Annotated in this window: 17 protein-coding genes and 1 pseudogene; 5 read left to right on the forward strand and 13 right to left on the reverse strand. The window is 71.9% G+C overall.

Annotated features, from left to right (window positions below):
• Window positions 1–60: 60 nt before the first annotated feature.
• Both ACIREI_RS11260 and ACIREI_RS11265 read right to left on the reverse strand, forming a co-directional pair.
• Window positions 61–513 (reverse strand): hypothetical protein, encoded by a 453-nt coding sequence (locus ACIREI_RS11260; protein WP_403330398.1) that lies wholly within the window; start codon window positions 511–513, stop codon window positions 61–63.
• Between the two features lie 305 nt (window positions 514–818).
• Window positions 819–1,460, reverse strand: a complete 642-nt coding sequence (locus ACIREI_RS11265) for a phosphoribosyltransferase (protein WP_403330401.1) — start codon at window positions 1,458–1,460, stop codon at window positions 819–821.
• 326 nt (window positions 1,461–1,786) lie between these two features.
• Here ACIREI_RS11265 and ACIREI_RS11270 point away from each other — a divergent pair, with 326 nt between their 5' ends.
• Window positions 1,787–4,693, forward strand: a complete 2,907-nt coding sequence (locus ACIREI_RS11270; RefSeq protein WP_403330896.1) for a glycosyl hydrolase 115 family protein — start codon at window positions 1,787–1,789, stop codon at window positions 4,691–4,693.
• 45 nt (window positions 4,694–4,738) lie between these two features.
• Here the strand turns inward: ACIREI_RS11270 and ACIREI_RS11275 are convergent, their stop codons facing one another.
• Both ACIREI_RS11275 and ACIREI_RS11280 read right to left on the reverse strand, forming a co-directional pair.
• On the reverse strand, window positions 4,739–5,005 hold the full coding sequence (locus tag ACIREI_RS11275) for a hypothetical protein (RefSeq protein ID WP_403330403.1): 267 nt from the start codon (window positions 5,003–5,005) through the stop codon (window positions 4,739–4,741).
• Between the two features lie 63 nt (window positions 5,006–5,068).
• The gene (locus ACIREI_RS11280) at window positions 5,069–5,521 is read right to left on the reverse strand and encodes a YbhB/YbcL family Raf kinase inhibitor-like protein (RefSeq protein ID WP_403330406.1); all 453 of its coding nucleotides are present in this window, start codon (window positions 5,519–5,521) and stop codon (window positions 5,069–5,071) included.
• Between the two features lie 148 nt (window positions 5,522–5,669).
• Between ACIREI_RS11280 and ACIREI_RS11285 the strand changes: the two genes are divergently transcribed.
• Both ACIREI_RS11285 and ACIREI_RS11290 read left to right on the forward strand, forming a co-directional pair.
• The gene (locus tag ACIREI_RS11285) at window positions 5,670–6,323 is read left to right on the forward strand and encodes a phosphoribosyltransferase (RefSeq protein WP_403330899.1); all 654 of its coding nucleotides are present in this window, start codon (window positions 5,670–5,672) and stop codon (window positions 6,321–6,323) included.
• 46 nt (window positions 6,324–6,369) lie between these two features.
• Window positions 6,370–6,945: a GNAT family N-acetyltransferase gene (locus tag ACIREI_RS11290; protein ID WP_403330409.1), complete on the forward strand. Its 576-nt coding sequence runs from the start codon at window positions 6,370–6,372 to the stop codon at window positions 6,943–6,945.
• A 30-nt stretch (window positions 6,946–6,975) separates the two neighbouring features.
• Here ACIREI_RS11290 and ACIREI_RS11295 read toward each other — a convergent pair whose 3' ends face one another.
• The 3 genes from ACIREI_RS11295 to ACIREI_RS11305 all read right to left on the reverse strand — a co-directional run bounded on the left by ACIREI_RS11295 (window position 6,976) and on the right by ACIREI_RS11305 (window position 10,594).
• Window positions 6,976–7,755 (reverse strand): SDR family NAD(P)-dependent oxidoreductase, encoded by a 780-nt coding sequence (locus ACIREI_RS11295; RefSeq protein WP_403330412.1) that lies wholly within the window; start codon window positions 7,753–7,755, stop codon window positions 6,976–6,978.
• Window positions 7,756–7,816: 61 nt separating this feature from the next.
• Window positions 7,817–9,268 (reverse strand): FAD-dependent oxidoreductase, encoded by a 1,452-nt coding sequence (locus tag ACIREI_RS11300; RefSeq protein WP_403330414.1) that lies wholly within the window; start codon window positions 9,266–9,268, stop codon window positions 7,817–7,819.
• 75 nt (window positions 9,269–9,343) lie between these two features.
• Window positions 9,344–10,594: a polysaccharide pyruvyl transferase family protein gene (locus ACIREI_RS11305; RefSeq protein WP_403330417.1), complete on the reverse strand. Its 1,251-nt coding sequence runs from the start codon at window positions 10,592–10,594 to the stop codon at window positions 9,344–9,346.
• Window positions 10,595–10,934: 340 nt separating this feature from the next.
• Between ACIREI_RS11305 and ACIREI_RS11310 the strand changes: the two genes are divergently transcribed.
• Both ACIREI_RS11310 and ACIREI_RS11315 read left to right on the forward strand, forming a co-directional pair.
• Window positions 10,935–11,117 carry a hypothetical protein gene (locus ACIREI_RS11310; RefSeq protein ID WP_403330420.1) on the forward strand — a complete coding sequence of 61 codons (183 nt, stop codon included), beginning with the start codon at window positions 10,935–10,937 and terminating at the stop codon, window positions 11,115–11,117.
• 42 nt (window positions 11,118–11,159) lie between these two features.
• Window positions 11,160–11,626, forward strand: a pseudogene (locus ACIREI_RS11315) (hemerythrin domain-containing protein); the annotation flags it as partial.
• An 11-nt stretch (window positions 11,627–11,637) separates the two neighbouring features.
• Here the strand turns inward: ACIREI_RS11315 and ACIREI_RS11320 are convergent.
• The 6 genes from ACIREI_RS11320 to katG all read right to left on the reverse strand — a co-directional run bounded on the left by ACIREI_RS11320 (window position 11,638) and on the right by katG (window position 17,784).
• The gene (locus ACIREI_RS11320; protein WP_403330901.1) at window positions 11,638–12,165 is read right to left on the reverse strand and encodes a hypothetical protein; all 528 of its coding nucleotides are present in this window, start codon (window positions 12,163–12,165) and stop codon (window positions 11,638–11,640) included.
• A gap of 168 nt (window positions 12,166–12,333) precedes the next feature.
• The gene (locus ACIREI_RS11325) at window positions 12,334–13,098 is read right to left on the reverse strand and encodes a metallophosphoesterase (RefSeq protein WP_403330423.1); all 765 of its coding nucleotides are present in this window, start codon (window positions 13,096–13,098) and stop codon (window positions 12,334–12,336) included.
• Window positions 13,095–13,382 carry a BON domain-containing protein gene (locus ACIREI_RS11330; protein WP_403330426.1) on the reverse strand — a complete coding sequence of 96 codons (288 nt, stop codon included), beginning with the start codon at window positions 13,380–13,382 and terminating at the stop codon, window positions 13,095–13,097. Before ACIREI_RS11330 ends, ACIREI_RS11325 begins: the two co-directional genes overlap by 4 nt.
• Window positions 13,379–14,074, reverse strand: coding sequence for a hypothetical protein (locus ACIREI_RS11335; RefSeq protein WP_403330428.1), 696 nt, complete (start codon window positions 14,072–14,074; stop codon window positions 13,379–13,381). The genes ACIREI_RS11330 and ACIREI_RS11335 overlap by 4 nt, the downstream gene beginning before the upstream one ends.
• Before the next feature lie 166 nt (window positions 14,075–14,240).
• Window positions 14,241–15,347: an NAD(P)/FAD-dependent oxidoreductase gene (locus ACIREI_RS11340; protein ID WP_403330431.1), complete on the reverse strand. Its 1,107-nt coding sequence runs from the start codon at window positions 15,345–15,347 to the stop codon at window positions 14,241–14,243.
• 223 nt (window positions 15,348–15,570) lie between these two features.
• On the reverse strand, window positions 15,571–17,784 hold the full coding sequence (katG, locus tag ACIREI_RS11345) for a catalase/peroxidase HPI (protein WP_403330434.1): 2,214 nt from the start codon (window positions 17,782–17,784) through the stop codon (window positions 15,571–15,573).
• Window position 17,785 lies beyond the last annotated feature (1 nt).

Below are 17,785 nucleotides of genomic sequence, written 5' to 3' on the forward strand. Positions count from 1 at the left end.
AGCTCAGCGACTCGGACGTTGGGACCCGGCACGACGCGTGCCGCTTCGACGAGCTCAGGTTCAGACCTTCGGCGATATGCCGAGGTTCACACCATTGGCGATCCCCACCGAGTCCACCGAGCCGCTCTGCGAGAGGGTCTGCCCGAAGCAGACCGACCACGAGTTCGCCCCGACCCCCGAGGACGAGCAGACCCACTCGCCCAGCTTGCCGGAGGAGTTGTACAGGTCCATCGCTGCCGCGACGGAGTAGAGGCTGGACCGGTTGTTACGCACGATCACCGCCCCCTGCACGGAGCCCCCGCTCGCCGACCTGACCGCGCAGACCTGCGCGCCCACATCGGTGGCGAGCGCTTTGGTGCCGGCGCAACGCCACGTACTGGAACTGGAGGTGATCGGGTTCGTGTTGCCGTAAGCACGCCAGCTGCCGGTGGCTGCGGCGGCAGGTGTCGCGGTGACCAGCACGCTGCCGCCGACGATCACACCGGTCATGGCCAGGGCGGCCAGTTTCTTCATAGTGCGGTCCCCTCATGGTTGTTGCCGTCACGGTTCGTGAGGGCTTCACCATGTTCGGGTGCCGCGCTGAAGCGAAGTACCTCCAACTGTTCAGGTTGAACGTACGGCGTCAATGTGCCGGTGTTCGGCCGGCTCAGGGGGCGTCCTGATGCGACCGCCGAGCTCCAGCGGGACGGCGGCCCTGGGACCTGTCACAGCTGCTCACCCTGGACCCTGGCGAAGACCCTGCCCGCCCCACCGCATGAACCGCCCCCGCCCGGCCGGTCCTCCTCGGCGTCGGGCGTGGGGCGTGGGGCGGCGGAGCCTCAGTCGCCGCGCAACGCCTCCAGCACATCGGCGTCGGTCAGCTGGCCGAAGTCCTGGTACCACTCACCGACCGCGCTGAACAGCCTCGGCTGGTGCAGACAGACGAACTCGTCGACCAGGTGCCGCAGTTCCTCGGCCGCCTCCGGTGCGCAGACCGGTACGGCCAGGACCAGTCGCTCAGGCTCCTGTTGTCGTACGGCGCGCACCGCGACGCGTGCCGTGGAGCCGGTGGCGACGCCGTCGTCGACGACGATGGCGGTACGGTCGCGCAGCTGTGGCGCCGGTCGGCCCTGCCGATAACGCTCCTCGCGCCGCCGCAGCTCCTTGCGCTCCCGCTCCACCACCGGCGCCAGATCGGCCTCGCTCAGCCCCAGCCGGTACAACGTCTGCTCGTCGAAGAGCGGAGGGCCGTCGCCCGCGAGCGCGCCGACCCCGAACTCCTCGTGGAACGGGGCCCCGATCTTGCGGACGACGAGCACGTCCAGCGGGGCCTGAAGCACCCGGGCGATCTCCCTCGCGACCGCGACGCCGCCGCGCGGCAACGCCAGGACCACGGGATGCGCAAGGATGCCCTTCTCCTGCCGGATGCGCAGCTGCTCCGCCAGCTCCTGCCCGGCCTCCCTGCGGTCACGGAACTGCATGGGTTTCCCCTTCCGTCCGTCGCCGCGTACCCCGCCCTCCGGCACCGGACACACCACAGGCCTCGCCCGGCTTCCGGCACCGCGGGGTCTGGACCGCTCGGACGGGCTGGCCTAGGGTTCGGGATGGCAAGCGCTTTCTAGCCTGACCATGCCAACGCGCGCCACGCCACCGCACCCACGCCCCCGCACGCCCTGTCAACGCATGCCACGCTCACGTACGCGCGGAAAGGAAGCGTCTCGTGCCGCACCCCGAATCGCCCCGCCCGTCCCGCCTGTCTCGCCAGCCCCAGCAGTCCCAACCGTCCCGCAAGGCGTTCCTGCGGGGACTGGCCGCCGCCGGAGCGGCCCCGCTGCTGCCCGGCGTCCTCGCCACGGCCGCCCCCGCCCGGGCCGCGTCGCGCCGGCCCGACTTCCCGCTGGTGCGGGGCGGCGCCGCCGTCGACCTGTACGTCGACGCGGCGGACGACCCCGCGGTGATCCGCGCGGCCGGCGATCTCCAGGCGGACGTCGAACGGGTCAGCGGAGTCCGGCCCCGGCTCGGTCACACGCTCCCGGAGGCTGGCGCCGCGGGCCTGGTCCTGGTGGGGACCCTCGGCGCCAGCCCGGTCGTCGACCGGCTCGTGGCACAGGGACGTCTGGACGTCTCGCGGGTGAAGGGGCGCTGGGAGGCGTCGGTGTCGCAGGTGGTGGAGCGTCCGCTGCCCGGCGTGGAGCGCGCCCTGGTGATCGCGGGCAGCGACCGGCGCGGCACGGTCTACGGCATCTACGACACCTCGGAGCGCATCGGCGTCTCCCCGTGGTACTGGTGGGCCGACGTCCCGGTCGAGCGGCGTGACACCGTGACGGTGCCCGCGGGCCCGCTCAAGCGGTACGAGCCGTCCGTCCGCTACCGGGGCATCTTCATCAACGACGAGCAGAACCTGACCACTTGGTCGCACCGCACCCAGGAGCCGGACAAGAACATCGGCCCCGAGACGTACAAGCGCGTCTTCGAGCTGCTGCTCCGCCTCAAGGCCAACTACCTGTGGCCGGCGATGCATCCGTACTCCGACTTCTTCAACAAGCACCGCGAGAACCCCGAACTGGCCGACCGCTACGGCATCGTCGTCGGCTCCAGCCACCCCGAGGCCCTGCTGCGCAACGGCGTGCACGAGTGGGAGCCGTGGGCGCAGGAGCACCGGGGCGCGGACGGCACCCTGCCGGTGTACGACTACACGGTGAATCCGGCCGTCATCTCCGACTACTGGAGAGCCCGGGCGAGACAGAACGCCATGTACGAGAGCAGCTGGACGATCGGCATGCGCGGCCTGCACGACAGCGCGCTGGAGACCAAGTACGCCACGACCGTTCCCGAGAAGGTCGCGGTGATGAACGACATCATCGCCGACCAGCGCCGCATCCTGGCCGAGGAGGTCGGGGCGGCCGTCGAGCCGCAGATCTTCATTCCGTACAAGGAGGTCCTGGAGCTGTACAACGCGGGCGTGAAGGTCCCCGACGACGTCACGCTGATCTGGCCGGACGACAACCACGGCAACATGCGCCAGCTGCCGAACGACGCCGAGCGGGGGCGTGCGGGCGGCAACGGCATCTACTACCACCTGTCCTACTGGGGCCGCCCGAAGAGCTATCTGTGGCTGGACACCACCCAACTCGCCAAGGTCTGGCAGGAATTACGGCGGGTGTACGAGCACGGCGTCGACCGGATGTGGATCTTCAACGTCGGTGACGTCAAGTCGATCGAGACCGGCCTGTCCTTCTCCATGGACATGGCCTGGGACGTGGACCGCTGGGACGCCGACGACGTCGAGGACTTCCTGGCCGAGTGGGCCGGGCGGCAGTTCGGCCGCCGGTACGGCCGGGAGATCGCCACGATCCGTACCGAGTACTACCGGCTCGCGGCGGAGCGGCGCCCGGAGTTCATCGACCGCGGGGTGTTCTCCGTGATCCACCACGGCGACGAGGCGGGCCGCCGCATGGCCGCGTACGAGCGGCTGCTCGCCCGGGTGCGGGCGGTGGGGGCCAAGGTGCCCGAGCGGTACCGGGACGCCTTCTTCGAACTCGTCGAATACCCGGTGCACGGCGCGTACTTGATGAACCTGAAGTACTACTGGGCGGACCGCAACGCGCTCGCGGTCCGGCAGGGACGCGGGGCCGGGACCAACCGCTTCGCGGACCTGGCCGAGGCGGCCCATGCCGAGGAAGCGGCGCTGACCAAGCGGTACAACACCGAGGTGGCGGGCGGGAAATGGGACGGGATCGTCAACCCGTACCCCTCCCAGATTCCGAAGGCGCCCGGCCGGCCGCCCGTCACCCGGGTCGCCCGGCAGGCGACCTCGGGACTCGGCGTGGCGGCCGAGGGCAACGAGACTGGCGCCGACCGCCCGCTGTCCTTCTCCTCCTACACCCGGGACCGGCGTTTCCTCGACGTCTTCAACACCGGCTTCCTGCCGCTCGACTGGTCGGCCGAGGCGAGCCACCCCTGGGTGCTGCTCAGCTCGACGGGCGGCTCCCTCACCGAGCAGACCCGGGTGTGGGTGGAGCTCGACTGGGCGCGGATGCCGGAGGGCGCCTACGACGCCACGGTCGTCGTCTGCGGGTCGGGGCAGCGGGTCGAGGTGCCGTTGCGGGTGGTCAACGACGGTGAGCGGACACGCCGACGGGCCCGGGGGTTCGTGGAGGCCCACGGGTACGTCTCGATCGACGCCGTCCACGCCGACCAGCGGGTCGCGCGGGACGGGGCGCACTGGCGGGTGGTGCGTGGGCTGGGCCGCCGTACAGGCGCCTTGGAGGCGGTGCCGTCGACGGCGGCCCCCGTCACCGCCGACTTCGCCACCAGGGCGCCGGAGTTGAGGTACCGGGTGCGCTTCGGCCGGGCCGGTACCTTCCCGGTCACCGTCTTCCGGCTGCCGTCCCTCGACGAGCGCGGCCACCGCCGGCTGGCCGTCGCGCTCGACGACCGGCCCGCCACCGTCCTCGCGGGCCAGTCCGTCGCCACCGGCAACCGGGGCGACGCCTGGGCCCGCAACGTGGAGGACGGCGTCGAGAAGCTGACCGCCACGGTGACGGTGGACGAGCCCGGTGAGCACATTCTGCGGATCTTCATGGTCGACCCGGGCATCGCCGTCGACCAGATCGTCATCGACACCGGCGGGCTGCCAGTCAGCTATCTGGCGCCGCCGGAGAGCTATCACCCCGTGTTCCGTCCCCACCCGGATCGGGCACTGGACCTGTAGCCGCTACCGGGGTGGCCTCGCGCTGTACGAGGGCGGTGTCCGCGTTCACCCGTTCGGCGTATCAGGTGTGTCGGGTGCTTCAGGTGCGTCGGGAGATTCCGTGTCGTTCCAGTCGTACGGTCCGCCGCCCCGCCACTCGATCAGCTCGGGGTCGTCGACGGCCCGGTCCTCGCCGGGCAGGCCCGCGCGGTGCAGCAGGTCCAGCACGTCGAACAGGCTGTACGCGATGCCGGCCGGCTCTCCGCGGATCGTCACCTGACGCCCGCCGTCCGACGCGGGCGGCTGCACCACCACTGGGGGACGCGTGCTCATGCCACCACCATGCGCTCTGCGCGGCGCGTGCGCAGCCCGGCGTACCGGCCGGATGGGCGGCCGTCAGCGTTGGTAGAGGCCCACGAGTGTTCCACTGGCCAGCTGCTGCCGGTCGAGCACCTGGTGCGCCTCCTCGGCCGAGGCCGCCTCCGGGACGGAGACGGGCCCCGGAAGGGCGTAGAGGCGGAAGTAGTACCGGTGCGCGTCGTCGCCGACCGGCGGCAGCGGGCCGCCCCATCCCGATTCTCCGAAGCCGTTCCTGTGCGGGTGGCTGCCCGGGGTCGTCTCGCCCGCCGGCAAGCCGTCCGTGTGCGGATCGATGCCGGTGACCAGCCAGTGGACGAAGGTTCCCGACGGCGCGTCCGGGTCCTCGCACAGCAGGGCCAGCTCCGCCGCCTCGTCGGGCACTCCGGACCAGGTCAGGGGCGGTGAGACGTTCTGTCCCTCCAGGGCGTGACGACGCGGGATCATCGCGTGATCCTCGAACGCTGGGCTGGTGAGTTCGATGTCAGTCATGCGCGCCGCAGTACCCATCCGGGCGCGGGCGACACGCGATGCCGGACCCATATGCGGCCAGGCGGGCCGGTGGCGGCCGTGGCCCTGTTTCGCCGCGTCCCGCGCCGGGAACTCGGCGGGCTGCGCCGACCACGAGGGGATGAGCGCCGTGCCATTCCGCGACCGTACCCACGCCGGACGGGAACTCGCCCTGCGGCTGGTCGAGTGGGCCGACTCCGGTGACCTGATCAATCTGCTCGTGCTGGCCCTGCCGAACGGCGGCGTGCCCGTCGCCGCGGAGGTGGCCCGGGCCCTGCACGCTCCGCTGGACGTGCTGGTCGCCCGCGAGATCAGCACCCCGATCCGTCCGGAGACGGTCATCGGCGCGATCGTCGCCGACGATCCTCCGCTGTACGACCGGCAGGGCCTGGCGATGATGCATCTGTCCGAGGACCGGCTCGGCGATGTCGTCGCGAGCGAACGCAACGAACTGCATCGCCGCGAGTACGTGTACCGCGGCCGCCGCCCCGCCCCGTCCGTCCACGGGCGCACGGTCGTCCTCGTCGACGACGGCCTGGCCACCGGCCTGACGGCCACGGCGGCGCTGCGCTTCCTGCGCCGCCACGGTCCGGCCCGGCTGATCCTGGCGGTCCCCGTCGGCAGCCCGCGGACGACGGCCGCCGTCCGCGGCGAATGCGACGACCTCGTGTGCCTGGTGCAGCCGTCGTCCCTGCACGCGGTCGGTGAGTGGTACGAGGACTTCGGCCAGGTCTCCGACACGCGGGTCGCGGACATGCTGCACGCGTTCCACGCCCCGGCGTGACGACCGAGCCGTGCGCGTGCGCCCGGCCGCGTGACAGGGTGGTGCCATGGCCATTGAGGTTCGCCCGGCTTCCGTCTTCGAGGACGTCCGTGCGGTGCTGGGTCCGAAGTCGCCCCAGGCAAGCGTGTGTTGGTGCCTGAGCTACCGGATCCCGTCCAAGCTCAACAACGAACTGCGCGGGCCGGCCCGCGGTGAGTACGTCGCCGGGTTGTGCCGGGCCGACCCTCCCCCGGGGGTGCTCGCCTACGACGGGGACGAGCCGGTCGGCTGGGCCGCCGTGGCGCCGCGCTCGGCGACGTCCTTCGCGCGGGGCCGCAAGATCCCGCACGTCGACGACCTGCCGGTCTGGTCGCTGTGGTGCATCCGCGTCCGCCCCGGCCACCGCAAGCAGGGGATCACGCACGCCCTCATCGCCGGCGCGGTCGACTTCGCCCGCGACCGGGGCGCGCCGGTGATCGAGGCGTACCCCGTCGACAACGGTGACGCGAAGGTCGACCTGACGATGGCGTACGCCGGGCTCCGGAAGAACTTCGAACGCGCCGGGTTCGTCCACGCGGCCGACACGACCTCGGTCCTGGCCGGTCATCCCCGCATCCTGATGCGGCTGGACCTGCGGGACTGACCGATCGGTCTGCTTGGTCCCCGGCCGGGCTCAGTGCACGGAGAACCCGCCGTCGACGAAGATCGACTGCCCGGTGACGTACGCGGAGGCACGGCTCGCGAGGAACACCGCCGCACCGGCGAAGTCCTCGGCCAGTCCGTTGCGCCCGACCATCGTGCGCGCGGCGAGCGCCGCCACCTTCTCGGGGTCGGACGACAGGCGTGCGTTGAGGGGCGTCATCACGAAGCCCGGCACGAGCGTGTTGCACGTGACGCCGTACGGCGACCATGCCTCGGCCTGGGACCGGGCCAGCGACTCCAGCGCCCCCTTGGAGACGCCGTAGGCGCCGCTCTGCACGAACGCCCGGTGCGCCTGCTGGGAGGTGATGTGGATGATCCGCCCGAAGCCCCGTTCGGCCATGCCGGGCCCGAACCGCTGCCCCAGCAAGTAGGGCGCTTCCAGGTTCACGGCCATCGTGGTGTCCCACACGTCCTCGCCCGACTCCCCCAGCGGGGGCCGCAGGTTGATCCCGGCGCAGTTGACGAGGATGTCGGGCTCGCCGAACGCGCCGACCGCTTCCTCGGCCGCCGCGCGCACGCCGTCGCGTGTGCTCAGGTCGGCGCTCACCCGGGCCGCTCGGCAGCCGTGGGCCGCCAGTTCGCCGACGGTCGCGGCCAACTCCGCCTCTCGGCGGGCCACGACGACGACGCTCGCTCCGGCGCGTGCGAGGGCCTCGGCGATGGCGCGGCCGATGCCGGAACTGCCGCCGGTCACCACGGCGACCCGGCCGTCCAGCGAGAAGAGTTCGGAGAGGTAGGGCTGCGAGGTCATGCCCGCACCCTAGGCCGCGCGCTCACCGCGCCGACGCTCGGGGCGTCAAGTGGCCGGTGGGTCAGCCGCGTTGCGACACGGGTTCCCGTGGGTCCAGGCTCAGGTGGGCGCCCTGGCGCCGCAGCGCCCGCTGGACGAGGTGGTAGGGCACCTCGCGGGGACTGCGCCCGAGCCGTACGGACAGGGCGGCGCAGACCCCGGCCGCCTGGCCGGTCGCCATGGAGATGGGCATGACGCGGTAGGACGAGTGCGCCACGTGCGAGCCGGAGATGCAGCGCCCGGCGACCAGCAGGCGGTCGGTGTCCTTGGGCAGCAGACAGCGCAGGGGGATGTCGTAGAACCGTCCGCGCGGGACGCGTTTGAGGACCGTGCCGCTGCCCCTGGGGTTGTGGATGTCGACGGGGTAGGCGCCGTGTGCCACGGCGTCCGGGAACGCGCGCGCCGCGAGGATGTCATGGCCGGTCAGGTGGTAGTCGCCGAGGATGCGGCGGGTCTCCCGTACGCCGATCTGGACCCCGCTCTGCGCCACGTACGACTTCTTGAAGCCGGGCACGTGCCCGCGCAGGAAGCGGTCGATCTGTTCCATCTGGCGGCGCGCGACGTACTCGGCGCGGCTGAGGTCCCACACATCGGTGCCGAGCGCCCGGGTGACCCGGGTGCTGTTGACGCTGACCTCGCGGGGGTGCGGGGTGCCGAAGAACAGCATGTCCTCACGCGGCAGGCGCAGTTCGCCCGCCTCGGTGGCCTCCTGGACCAGGTCCCACAGCCCGTGCACGCCCCGCCACTGGTCGGGATGCTCGCCGACGTACTCGGAGAAGCGTGGCTGCAGGAAGTCGACGACGCGGAACATCAGCGTCATCGGCTGCACCAGCCCGTCCTCCGGCCGCCCGATCTCGTACGGCGCCCCGCAGGCGACGGCGATGTCACCGTCCCCCGTGCCGTCGACGACGACACCGGCGTCGATCACCACCGGGCCCGACTTGGTCTCGAAGACCACCCGCCAGCCGTCGTCGAGGGGCAGCGCGGCGGAGGCGAAGGAGTGGAACAGCATGCGCACGCCCGCCTCGTCGAGCAGGTCGAGGAGGACGAGTTTGTAGATCTCCGGGTCGAACGGCACGGTGTAGCCGGTCTCGGGGGACGGCGGGATGCAGCCGCCGCGTGCGGTGAGCCGGTCCAGCAGGAGCCACAGGAAGCCGGCCACCACCGGATCGCCCTCGCCGTGGTCGGTGGGCAGCAGCCTGCTGTGGTCCCCGCTCTCGTCGAACACGGCCTGTTTCTGCTCGTTGTGGAAGGACATCAGCGGCATGACCAGCGCCACGGTGGCGTTGCCGCCGAGGAAGCCGTAGCGCTCCACGAGGACGACGTCGGCGCCGGCGTCGGCCGCCGCATAGGCCGCGGCGGTGCCGGCCGGGCCGCCGCCGACGACCAGGACGTCCGCCCGGCCGCCGTGGCGGGCCTCCCGCGGTGGCAGGGTGACGGTCCGGACGGGGCGGGATGGTTCCAGGATCGGCATCGCTTCTCCCGTCGACTGGGTCGGTTGCGGACGGCGCGTTCCGTTACGGCCGCCGGCCCGCGGCGCTGGCCGGTGTCAGGCCCCGGGGCCGCTCGGGTCGGCCGCCGGCGTGCCCGGGGTGAGGATCAGGTCGGCACCCTGCGCCCGTCCCGCGGCGCGCGTGCCGCCGTCGAGGTCGATGGAGTCCAGGAGGGCTCCGCAGCGGGCACACGTCTCCCGGGCCAGGGTCCGCAGCCCCTGCACCCGGGCCTTCATGTCCTCCTGCCGCCGCGGGAACTCGTCCCAGAGCCGGTCCACCTCGGCGAGCAGCAGACCGGCCTGCTCCCGCGCCACACCGACCAGCGCGGGTGCCCCCGTGCGACGGGCGAAGTCGAAGACCTTGCCGGAGTACGGCAGCGGCAGCACGGGCAGGCCGGAGAGCGCGGCGAAGATCACGACGTGCAGGCGCATGCCCACGACCAGGTCCAGGTGGCTCATGAAGCCGAGGATCTCGCCGGGGCTGTAGGTGTTGTGCAGGATGCGGCCCAGGTCCGGGGCGCTCATCCGGGAGAGCACGCCGTGGGCGTGCCGGACGTCCTGGCGTTCCATCGGCACGAAGACCACGTGGGCGTCCAGGCGCCGGGCGAGGAAGTCCGCGACGTCGGCGAGCAGCGCGTGATAGTCGTCCTCGTCGAGTTTCTCCGCCGCCCGGCCCGGCTCGCGCACGGACATCCCGACCAGCCGGGTGTCCGGGGGGAGCCCCTCCTGCCGCATCATCTGCTCGGTGAAGGGCTGCGGGGTGAGCAGCAACGCCGGGTCGGCGGTGACGGTGAGCTCGCGCTCGACGCCGACCTCCTCCAGGACGAGGCGTGACTCCTCGTCGCGTACGACGATCTCGGTCATCTCCGGCAGCACGGTGCGCACGGCCTCCCGGTCGTCCGCGTCGCGCAGCGGGCCGGCGCCGACGGCGTAGGCGAAGGTGGGTACGCCGCGCTCGTGCGCCGCCTTCACCAGCCGCAGATAGCGCCGCGCCTCCCCGTCGTAGAGGATTCCGCCGCCGCCCAGCACCAGCAGATCCAGTCCGGCGAGGGCGTCGAGGACGGGTTTCTGGGGCACGCCCTCCCAGTCGACCACCTCGTCGGCCTCCCACTGGTGGGTGCGGGTGTGGTCGGCGTTGCGGCTGAAGACCACGAGCCGGGCCTGCGGGCGATGGGCGCGCAGACAGCTCAGTACACACATCAGGATCGCTTCGTCGCCGATGTTGCATCCGCCGTACGAGCCGAGCAGGCCGATCCGCAGATCCGACGGGACGGCCGGGACAGGCGACGGGTGCTGGTTGATCGTCATCCGGAACTCCCGTTCGAAGTCGGCGGTGCCGCGAGCGGAGGAAACCTCACCTGGGACTTTGGTGGCCGCCGGCCAGGAAGGGCGACCCGAGCACAGGCGGGCATATATGCCGATATGTACCCGTAGAGCCAGTATGGGCGCTCACGCACCGCCCGTCCTTCCGCCGCCGAGCCCTGCTGTCCGGGGCCGGGTACCCGTCAGGCGGGGGCGATGCGCGCCGAGGGGCGTCGTGTCGTCGTCGGAGCGAGGGGGTACCCGGTCGTGCGCTCGACGGTGCCGGATCCCTCCCCGCCCCGAGGAGGGCCGACCGACCGTCCCGTTACGCAGGAGGGACGACACGATGAGCGTGAGCCACCACACCCCGTCGCAGGCCGAGGGCGAGCGCGAGGACGCCGACATCCCTCGGGCCGACCATCCGACTCCCGAGTACACGACGCCCTCCCAGGCCGAGGGCGAGCGTGACGACGCCACCGAAACGCCCCTGGACGCCGACCGGCTCGGTGGAAGTGACCGACGCGAGTGAACCGGGCGGCCGCGGGCACGTGGCGACGTCATCGGCGCGCTGATGACCGGTCACCGCGAGGCCGAGAGCTCGTCGGCCCCATCGAGACGCTTCCGCCCGGAGACAAGGACCGCGAGCTGTACGCCGACCGGGCCACGATCGAGCTGGGCCGGCACTCGGTCGCCGAGGTCGCCTACCTGTCCGGCTGTGCGGAGCACCTGGCGAACGGGGACGCCCTGGACGGCGACAAGGAGAACGACACCACTCCCGGGCCGAGCAGCTGATGAAGGACCTGGAGGCGTACGACGCCGATGATCCCGAGTTCGAGCGGCTCATCGGGATGCTGACGCAACCGAGATCGGCTGGCACGCTGGACGCCCTGGGCGACACGGTGCGGCAGGCGATAGGCCGACACGGCCCGCCGCCCGCATCCGTCCGCGCCGGACAAGTCGTCGGCCGACAAGCCGCCGACCCCGGGAGCGGGCCTGACCGACCGCGTGCGCGACGCGCGGACAGGGCGCGACGAGAAGGAGCACCCCGCTCAGGCGATGAGGGCCCGGCCCGGGTCGAGGCGCTCGTGGAGTGCGGGGCGGTGCAGGGCGGCCACCGGGGCGACGAGGTCGGGGTGGCGCAGCAGGGCCGCCGCCTGACGGTCCCGCGTGTCGGGTGACACCAGGCGGCGGAACTCGACCGGCGCACCTCTCGCGTGGCCGCCGTCGGCGAGCGCGGCGACCGCCAACCGGGCCAGCTCGGCGTCGCTGAGCAGACAGGCCGCCCAGCTCGCCACGACCTCGTCCACCCAGGTGCGCCAGGCGAAGTCGTCCGCCTCGTCGTGGGCGGCCGTGTCCGCGCCGGTGATCCAGTCCAGGCCGGCCGAGCCGCCGGGCCCCGCCATCCCGACCAGCGCGGCGTCCGTCGGCGTCGGGTAGCGCAGCCACGCCGCGACCGTGACGGCCTGGCGGGCCTGCACCTCGCCGAGGGCGGCGGCCAGCGCGCCACCGCACGCGGGGTAGGAACGCGTGAGCCACTGGGTGGTCGCCGCGATGAGCGGGGAGAGATCTGCGAGCACTGCCGGGCCGTCCGAGGTACTGGCGAGCAACGGGAATCCATCAAAGGTAGCCCGCGGCCCCGGGCCGCGAACATGCCCGCGACCTCGTGGGCGGCGTGGCCTCGCCCACACCGCGACACCGCTGCGCAGGCGTACGGCAGCGACGCGACGACCCGCTCGGCGACCGGCTCAGCCCGTCCGGCCGCCCGACGCGCCGGCCGGCGTCCGCTCGGGCCCGGCGAGGTGGTAGACGTGGAACGCCCGGCCGATGACCGGCTGCGCGACGTTGCGCACTTTCACGCCGCCGCTGGTCATGCCGTGTTCCGTGCCCAGATGTGCGTGCCCGTGGACCGCGAGGTCGGCGCCCGCCGTGTCGATCGCCTCGGCCAGCAGATAGCTGCCGAGGAACGGGTAGATCTCGGGTGCCTCGCCGGCCAGCGTGTCCGGGACCGGGGAGAAGTGGGTGAGGGCGATGCGTACGTCGCAGTCCTGCTCCCGCAGTTCCAGCAGGGAGTCCCGCAGGGTGTCGGCGCGCCGACGCGAGTACCGGACGAACTCCTTCATGACCGGCTCGCCGAACTCACCGGCGCAGCGGCCCACGAACCCGCCGCCGAACCCCTTCGTACCGGCCACGCCGATACGCGCCTCGCCGTTGCCCACCACGGTCGCCTGCCCCTCCAGGACGTGCGCGCCCGCGTCCCGCAGCACGGCGGCGACCTCCTCGGCGCAGTCGGCGTGGTGATCGTGGTTGCCCAGGACCGCGACCACCGGGACGGCCAGCCCCTCGATCTCGCGGGCGACCACCCGGGCCTCCTCCGGGGTGCCGTGGCGGGTGAGGTCCCCGGCGAGCAGCAGGACGTCGGCGCTGTCGGGCAGGGTCTCGAACGAGGGGCGGAGCCGGCCCTTGCTCTCGGGCCCCATGTGGATGTCCCCGACGGCCGCTATCCGGATCATTCGACCTCCTCGGCGTGGTCGGGCGCGGAGGCGTCCGCGACCACGATGTCGCAGTGGACGGGGGTTCCCGGCAGCTCGTCCCGGGCCATGTGCAGGACGTCGTCGCGACACTGCGCGGACGGCACGGTGCCGGTCAGCAGAACCGCCTCGCCGCGGATCTCGATCCGCACGCCCAGCTCGCCGAGGTCCCCGGCGGCGAGGTGGTCGGCGAGATGGGCCACGCGGTAGTCCAGGCTCTGCGCTCCGCCGGCGGCGGGAGCGGGGCGGGCGGCGTATCCGCTCATCGGGGCTCCTTCCGTGGGGCGATGACGTTCAGGCGTTCCAGGAGGAAGAAGAACGCGGCGGGCATCGGTCGGTCCCCGCAGGACCGTCGTACGTCCTCCCAGTCGACCTTCTCGCGCAGGGCGCGGGCCGCGGCGAGCACCGGCCCGAAGTCGCAGTGGTGCTCCGAGAAGGGCTCGATCAGTGCCCGCATGAGATCCGTCGCCGCCAGGACGGGCATGTGCACCGAGTCGACCGGGAGGTCCTGGGCCCTGGCGAGCATGTCCGAGGTGACGGGGCGGTGCCCGAGCTCGAAGAGGAGGTCGACCTCCTGTCCGAAGCACGTGGTCTTCAGCAGCCAGTCCTCCGGCGGGGTACGGACCGTCAGGCCCGCTTCGGTCAGCGTGGCCGCCACCGCTTCGGCGTCCGCGCGGCGTACGCAGAAGTCGGCGTCGTGCCGGAGGTGACCGCTGCCGCCGTGGGCGTAGACGGCCACGCTTCCGGCCAGGGCGAACGTGTGCCCGTTGGCTTTGAGGAGCGCGCCGACCTTTTTCGCCGCCTCGAGGATCGCCTGGCTGCGATCATGGGGCGGTTCGTGGTTGTTGTGCGTGTGCGCTTCCCGCGGCAACGGCTGGACTGTGCTCTCCCTGACCGGGTGCAGCCGGGGAGCCCCGGCTCGCCGAGGGGGCGTCGCGCTCTCCGGGTTCCGCGTCATGACGACTCCGTTCGCCGTCCGGCCGTCCGGCGCGGACCCCTGCCGGGGCCCGAGGCGGGCGGGAAAGGCTCCGGGTACCCCACCACCGCGGCTTCGATACGGCGCCCCGTCGTATCGCTGTGTTCTTCCGTGCGGGACAGTGCCGGGGCGGTGCCGGCACGTCCGCTCACGCCGCCGTGTAGCCCAGCTGCCGTCTCATGTACGGGGTCATGAGGGTCTTCGCCTTGGCCAGGGTCGTGGTGCGGCTGCCGAGGACCGCCGTTTCGCCGCCCGGCACGGGCAGCATCGTGACTCCGTCGGCCGGGCCGAACGGCACGATGAGCGGGGTGCGGTGGACGGGCCGGTAGAAGCGGGGCTCCTTGCGGTGCTTGCCGCCGCTGTTCAGATAGGCGCGGATGTTGTGGGCGGCCAGGTCGGCCTGGGCGAGCGCGGCCGGGGTGATCTTGACCTCGGTGGCGTCGTTCACGTCGCCGACCGCGAACACCTCCAGCGATCCCTGGACGCGCAGCGCCCGGTCGACCTTCACGTGTCCCGTCTCGTTCAGCCAGTCCCCGTGCCCGGCCAGCCGCAGCCAGAGCGTGTTGGGCGTGGTTCCGGTCGCCCAGAAGGAGCGGTCGGCGTCGATGACGTTTCCACGGGCGTCGCGGTAGGTGCCGAAGTCGTTTCCGGGGGACATGAAGGCGTCCAGCCGCACCTGCACGTCATGGGACTCCAGCCAGGTGCGTGCCTTGCGCCCGGCCCGGGCACTTCCCGTGGAGTGCAGCAGCTCCGGTCCGGAGTGGGCGAGGGTGACCCGGGCGTCGGGCCGGGCGAGGCGGATCTCGGCGCTGAGCTCGATCCCGGAGGGGCCGCCGCCGACGACCAGGATGTGCTCCGCCGAGGCGATGTGCTGCTGGTGCGTGGCGAAGGACTTCACCGCCTCGTCGGTGGTGGTGCCGGAGAAGCGGGCCGGTTCGGGGTAGTCGGCGCCGGTGGCGATCACCAGCACGTCGTACGGGAGCCGCTCCCCCGTCGCGAGCATCACCTGCCGCTGCGCGGTGTCGATGCGGACGGCCTTGCCCACGACCACGCGGCCGTTGCGCAGCAGCCTGTCGTACGGGATGAAGGGGCTGTGCGACCAGTCCGGGCGCACTCCGGCGCGCAGGGAGGCGATGCGGTGGAAGAAGACCTCCTTGCGGTCCACCAGCGTGACCCGCGCCGTCGCGTCCAGTCGCTTCGCCAGACGGACGCCCGCATAGCCGCCGCCGATCACCACTACGTCGCCGTCACTCACGCCGGGTCTCCTGTGCTGGTGGGGGGAGAGAGGGAGGTGCGGCACGGCGGGTGGGCCGCCGTCGGCCACTCCCCTGTTTCGGCGAGCTTATCGTTTGAAACTTAAAGAGTTTATGGAGCGCAGTGTGCGTTCTGTGAAAGGTGTGCCTTGTGGGGCACCCGCGCACACGAAAACGTCCAGGCCGACCCGTGCGGGCCGGCCTGGACGTCCTGTTCGGAAAGGATCAGACGAGGTCGAACCGGTCCAGGTTCATGACCTTGACCCAGGCCTCGACGAAGTCGGTCACGAACTTCTCCTTCGCGTCGTCGCTCGCGTAGACCTCCGCGAGCGCGCGCAGCTCGGAGTTCGAGCCGAAGACGAGGTCGGCACGGGTGCCGGTCCACTTGACCTCGCCCGAGGCGTCACGACCCTCGAAGGTCGTCTGGTCCTCGGACGTCGACTTCCAGGTCGTGCCCAGGTCGAGCAGGTTGACGAAGAAGTCGTTGGTCAGCTTGCCCGGCGTCTCGGTGAGCACGCCGTGCGTCGAGCCGCCCTGGTTGGCGCCGAGGACGCGCAGGCCGCCGACGAGGACGGTCAGCTCGGGGGCGCTCAGGGTGAGCAGGTTGGCGCGGTCGAGCAGGAGGTACTCGGCCGGCAGCCGGTTGCCCTTGCCGAGGTAGTTGCGGAAGCCGTCCGCGGTCGGCTCCAGCGCGGCGAAGGACTCGACGTCGGTGTGCTCCTCGGTCGCGTCCACCCGGCCCGGCGTGAAGGGGACCTCCACGGCGACGCCGGCGTCCTTGGCGGCCTTCTCGACCGCGGCGGAACCGCCGAGGACGATCAGGTCGGCCAGGGAGACCTTCTTGGCGCCGGAGTTGAACTCGGCCTGGACGCCCTCGAGGACGCGCAGGACCTGGGCGAGCTGGTCGGGGTCGTTGACCTCCCAGCCGCGCTGCGGCTCCAGGCGGATACGGGCGCCGTTGGCACCGCCGCGCTTGTCGCTGCCGCGGAACGTCGAGGCCGACGCCCACGCGGTGGAGACCAGCTGCGAGACCGTCAGGCCCGACTCCAGGAGCTTGGCCTTGAGGGCCGCGACGTCCGCGGCGTCGAGGGCCTCGCCCTCGGCCTGCGGCAGCGGGTCCTGCCACAGCAGCGTCTCCTGCGGGACCTCCGGGCCGAGGTACAGCGACTTCGGGCCCATGTCACGGTGGGTCAGCTTGTACCAGGCGCGGGCGAAGGCGTCCGCGAACTGGTCCGGGTTCTCGTGGAAGCGCTTGGAGATCTCGCCGTAGATCGGGTCGAAGCGCAGCGAGAGGTCGGTGGTGAGCATCGTGGGCCGACGCTTCTTCGACGAGTCATGGGCGTCCGGGATGATCTCCTCGGAGTCCTTGGCCACCCACTGGTTGGCGCCCGCGGGGCTCTGGGTGAGCTCCCACTCGTAGCCGAAGAGGATGTCGAAGAAGTCGTTGCTCCACTGGGTGGGCTTGGTGGTCCAGGTGACCTCGAGACCGGAGGTGATGGCGTCGCCGCCCTTGCCGGTGCCGTAGGTGGACTTCCAGCCCAGGCCCTGCTCCTCCATGGAGGCGGCCTCGGGGTCGTTGCCCACGTGGTCGGCCGGGCCGGCGCCGTGGGTCTTGCCGAAGGTGTGACCACCGGCGATCAGCGCGACGGTCTCCTCGTCGTTCATCGCCATGCGGCGGAACGTCTCACGGATGTCGCGGGCCGCGGCCAGCGGGTCCGGGTTGCCGTTCGGGCCCTCGGGGTTGACGTAGATGAGGCCCATCTGGACGGCGCCGAGCGGGTTCTCCAGCTCACGGTCGCCGGTGTAGCGCTGGTCGTCGAGCCAGGTGGTCTCGGGACCCCAGTACACGTCCTCGTCGGCCTCCCAGACGTCGGCGCGGCCGCCGCCGAAGCCGAAGGTCTCGAAGCCCATCTGCTCCAGGGCGACGTTGCCCGTGAGGATCATGAGGTCGGCCCAGGAGATGGACTGGCCGTACTTCTTCTTGACCGGCCACAGCAGACGGCGGGCCTTGTCGAGGTTGCCGTTGTCCGGCCAGCTGTTCAGCGGCGCGAAGCGCTGCTGGCCACGGCCACCACCGCCGCGGCCGTCACTGATGCGGTAGGTGCCGGCGCTGTGCCAGGCCATACGGACCATCAGCGGTCCGTAGTTGCCGAAGTCCGCGGGCCACCAGTCCTGCGAGGTGGTCAGCACCTCGGCGATGTCCCGTTTCACGGCATCCAGGTCGAGGGCCTGGAACGCCTTGGCGTAATCGAAGTCCTCGCCCAGCGGGTTCGCGACGACGGGGTCCTTGGCGAGGATCTTCAGGTTGAGCCGCTCCGGCCACCACTGACGGTTGCCACCGCCCTGCGTCGGGTGGGGGGCACGATCGTGCGCGACGGGGCAGCCACCGGTGCCTTCCGTCTTCGCGTCAGTGACGATCGCATCGGGGTTCTCAGCCATG

The sequence above is a fragment of the Streptomyces sp. NPDC093591 genome, assembly GCF_044764885.1.
GTDB lineage: Bacteria > Actinomycetota > Actinomycetes > Streptomycetales > Streptomycetaceae > Streptomyces.

Excerpts from the sequence above, each read along its gene's own strand:
- ACIREI_RS11260 (WP_403330398.1), bottom strand. The coding sequence starts at position 513 with ATGAAGAAACTGGCCGCCCTGGCCATGACCGGTGTGATCGTCGGCGGC.
- ACIREI_RS11275 (WP_403330403.1), bottom strand. The coding sequence starts at position 5,005 with ATGAGCACGCGTCCCCCAGTGGTGGTGCAGCCGCCCGCGTCGGACGGC.
- ACIREI_RS11310 (WP_403330420.1), top strand. The coding sequence starts at position 10,935 with ATGAGCGTGAGCCACCACACCCCGTCGCAGGCCGAGGGCGAGCGCGAG.
- katG (WP_403330434.1), bottom strand. The coding sequence starts at position 17,784 with ATGGCTGAGAACCCCGATGCGATCGTCACTGACGCGAAGACGGAAGGC.
- ACIREI_RS11300 (WP_403330414.1), bottom strand. The coding sequence starts at position 9,268 with ATGCCGATCCTGGAACCATCCCGCCCCGTCCGGACCGTCACCCTGCCA.
- ACIREI_RS11330 (WP_403330426.1), bottom strand. The coding sequence starts at position 13,382 with ATGAGCGGATACGCCGCCCGCCCCGCTCCCGCCGCCGGCGGAGCGCAG.
- ACIREI_RS11305 (WP_403330417.1), bottom strand. The coding sequence starts at position 10,594 with ATGACGATCAACCAGCACCCGTCGCCTGTCCCGGCCGTCCCGTCGGAT.
- ACIREI_RS11335 (WP_403330428.1), bottom strand. The coding sequence starts at position 14,074 with ATGACGCGGAACCCGGAGAGCGCGACGCCCCCTCGGCGAGCCGGGGCT.
- ACIREI_RS11295 (WP_403330412.1), bottom strand. The coding sequence starts at position 7,755 with ATGACCTCGCAGCCCTACCTCTCCGAACTCTTCTCGCTGGACGGCCGG.
- ACIREI_RS11280 (WP_403330406.1), bottom strand. The coding sequence starts at position 5,521 with ATGACTGACATCGAACTCACCAGCCCAGCGTTCGAGGATCACGCGATG.
- ACIREI_RS11290 (WP_403330409.1), top strand. The coding sequence starts at position 6,370 with ATGGCCATTGAGGTTCGCCCGGCTTCCGTCTTCGAGGACGTCCGTGCG.
- ACIREI_RS11265 (WP_403330401.1), bottom strand. The coding sequence starts at position 1,460 with ATGCAGTTCCGTGACCGCAGGGAGGCCGGGCAGGAGCTGGCGGAGCAG.
- ACIREI_RS11325 (WP_403330423.1), bottom strand. The coding sequence starts at position 13,098 with ATGATCCGGATAGCGGCCGTCGGGGACATCCACATGGGGCCCGAGAGC.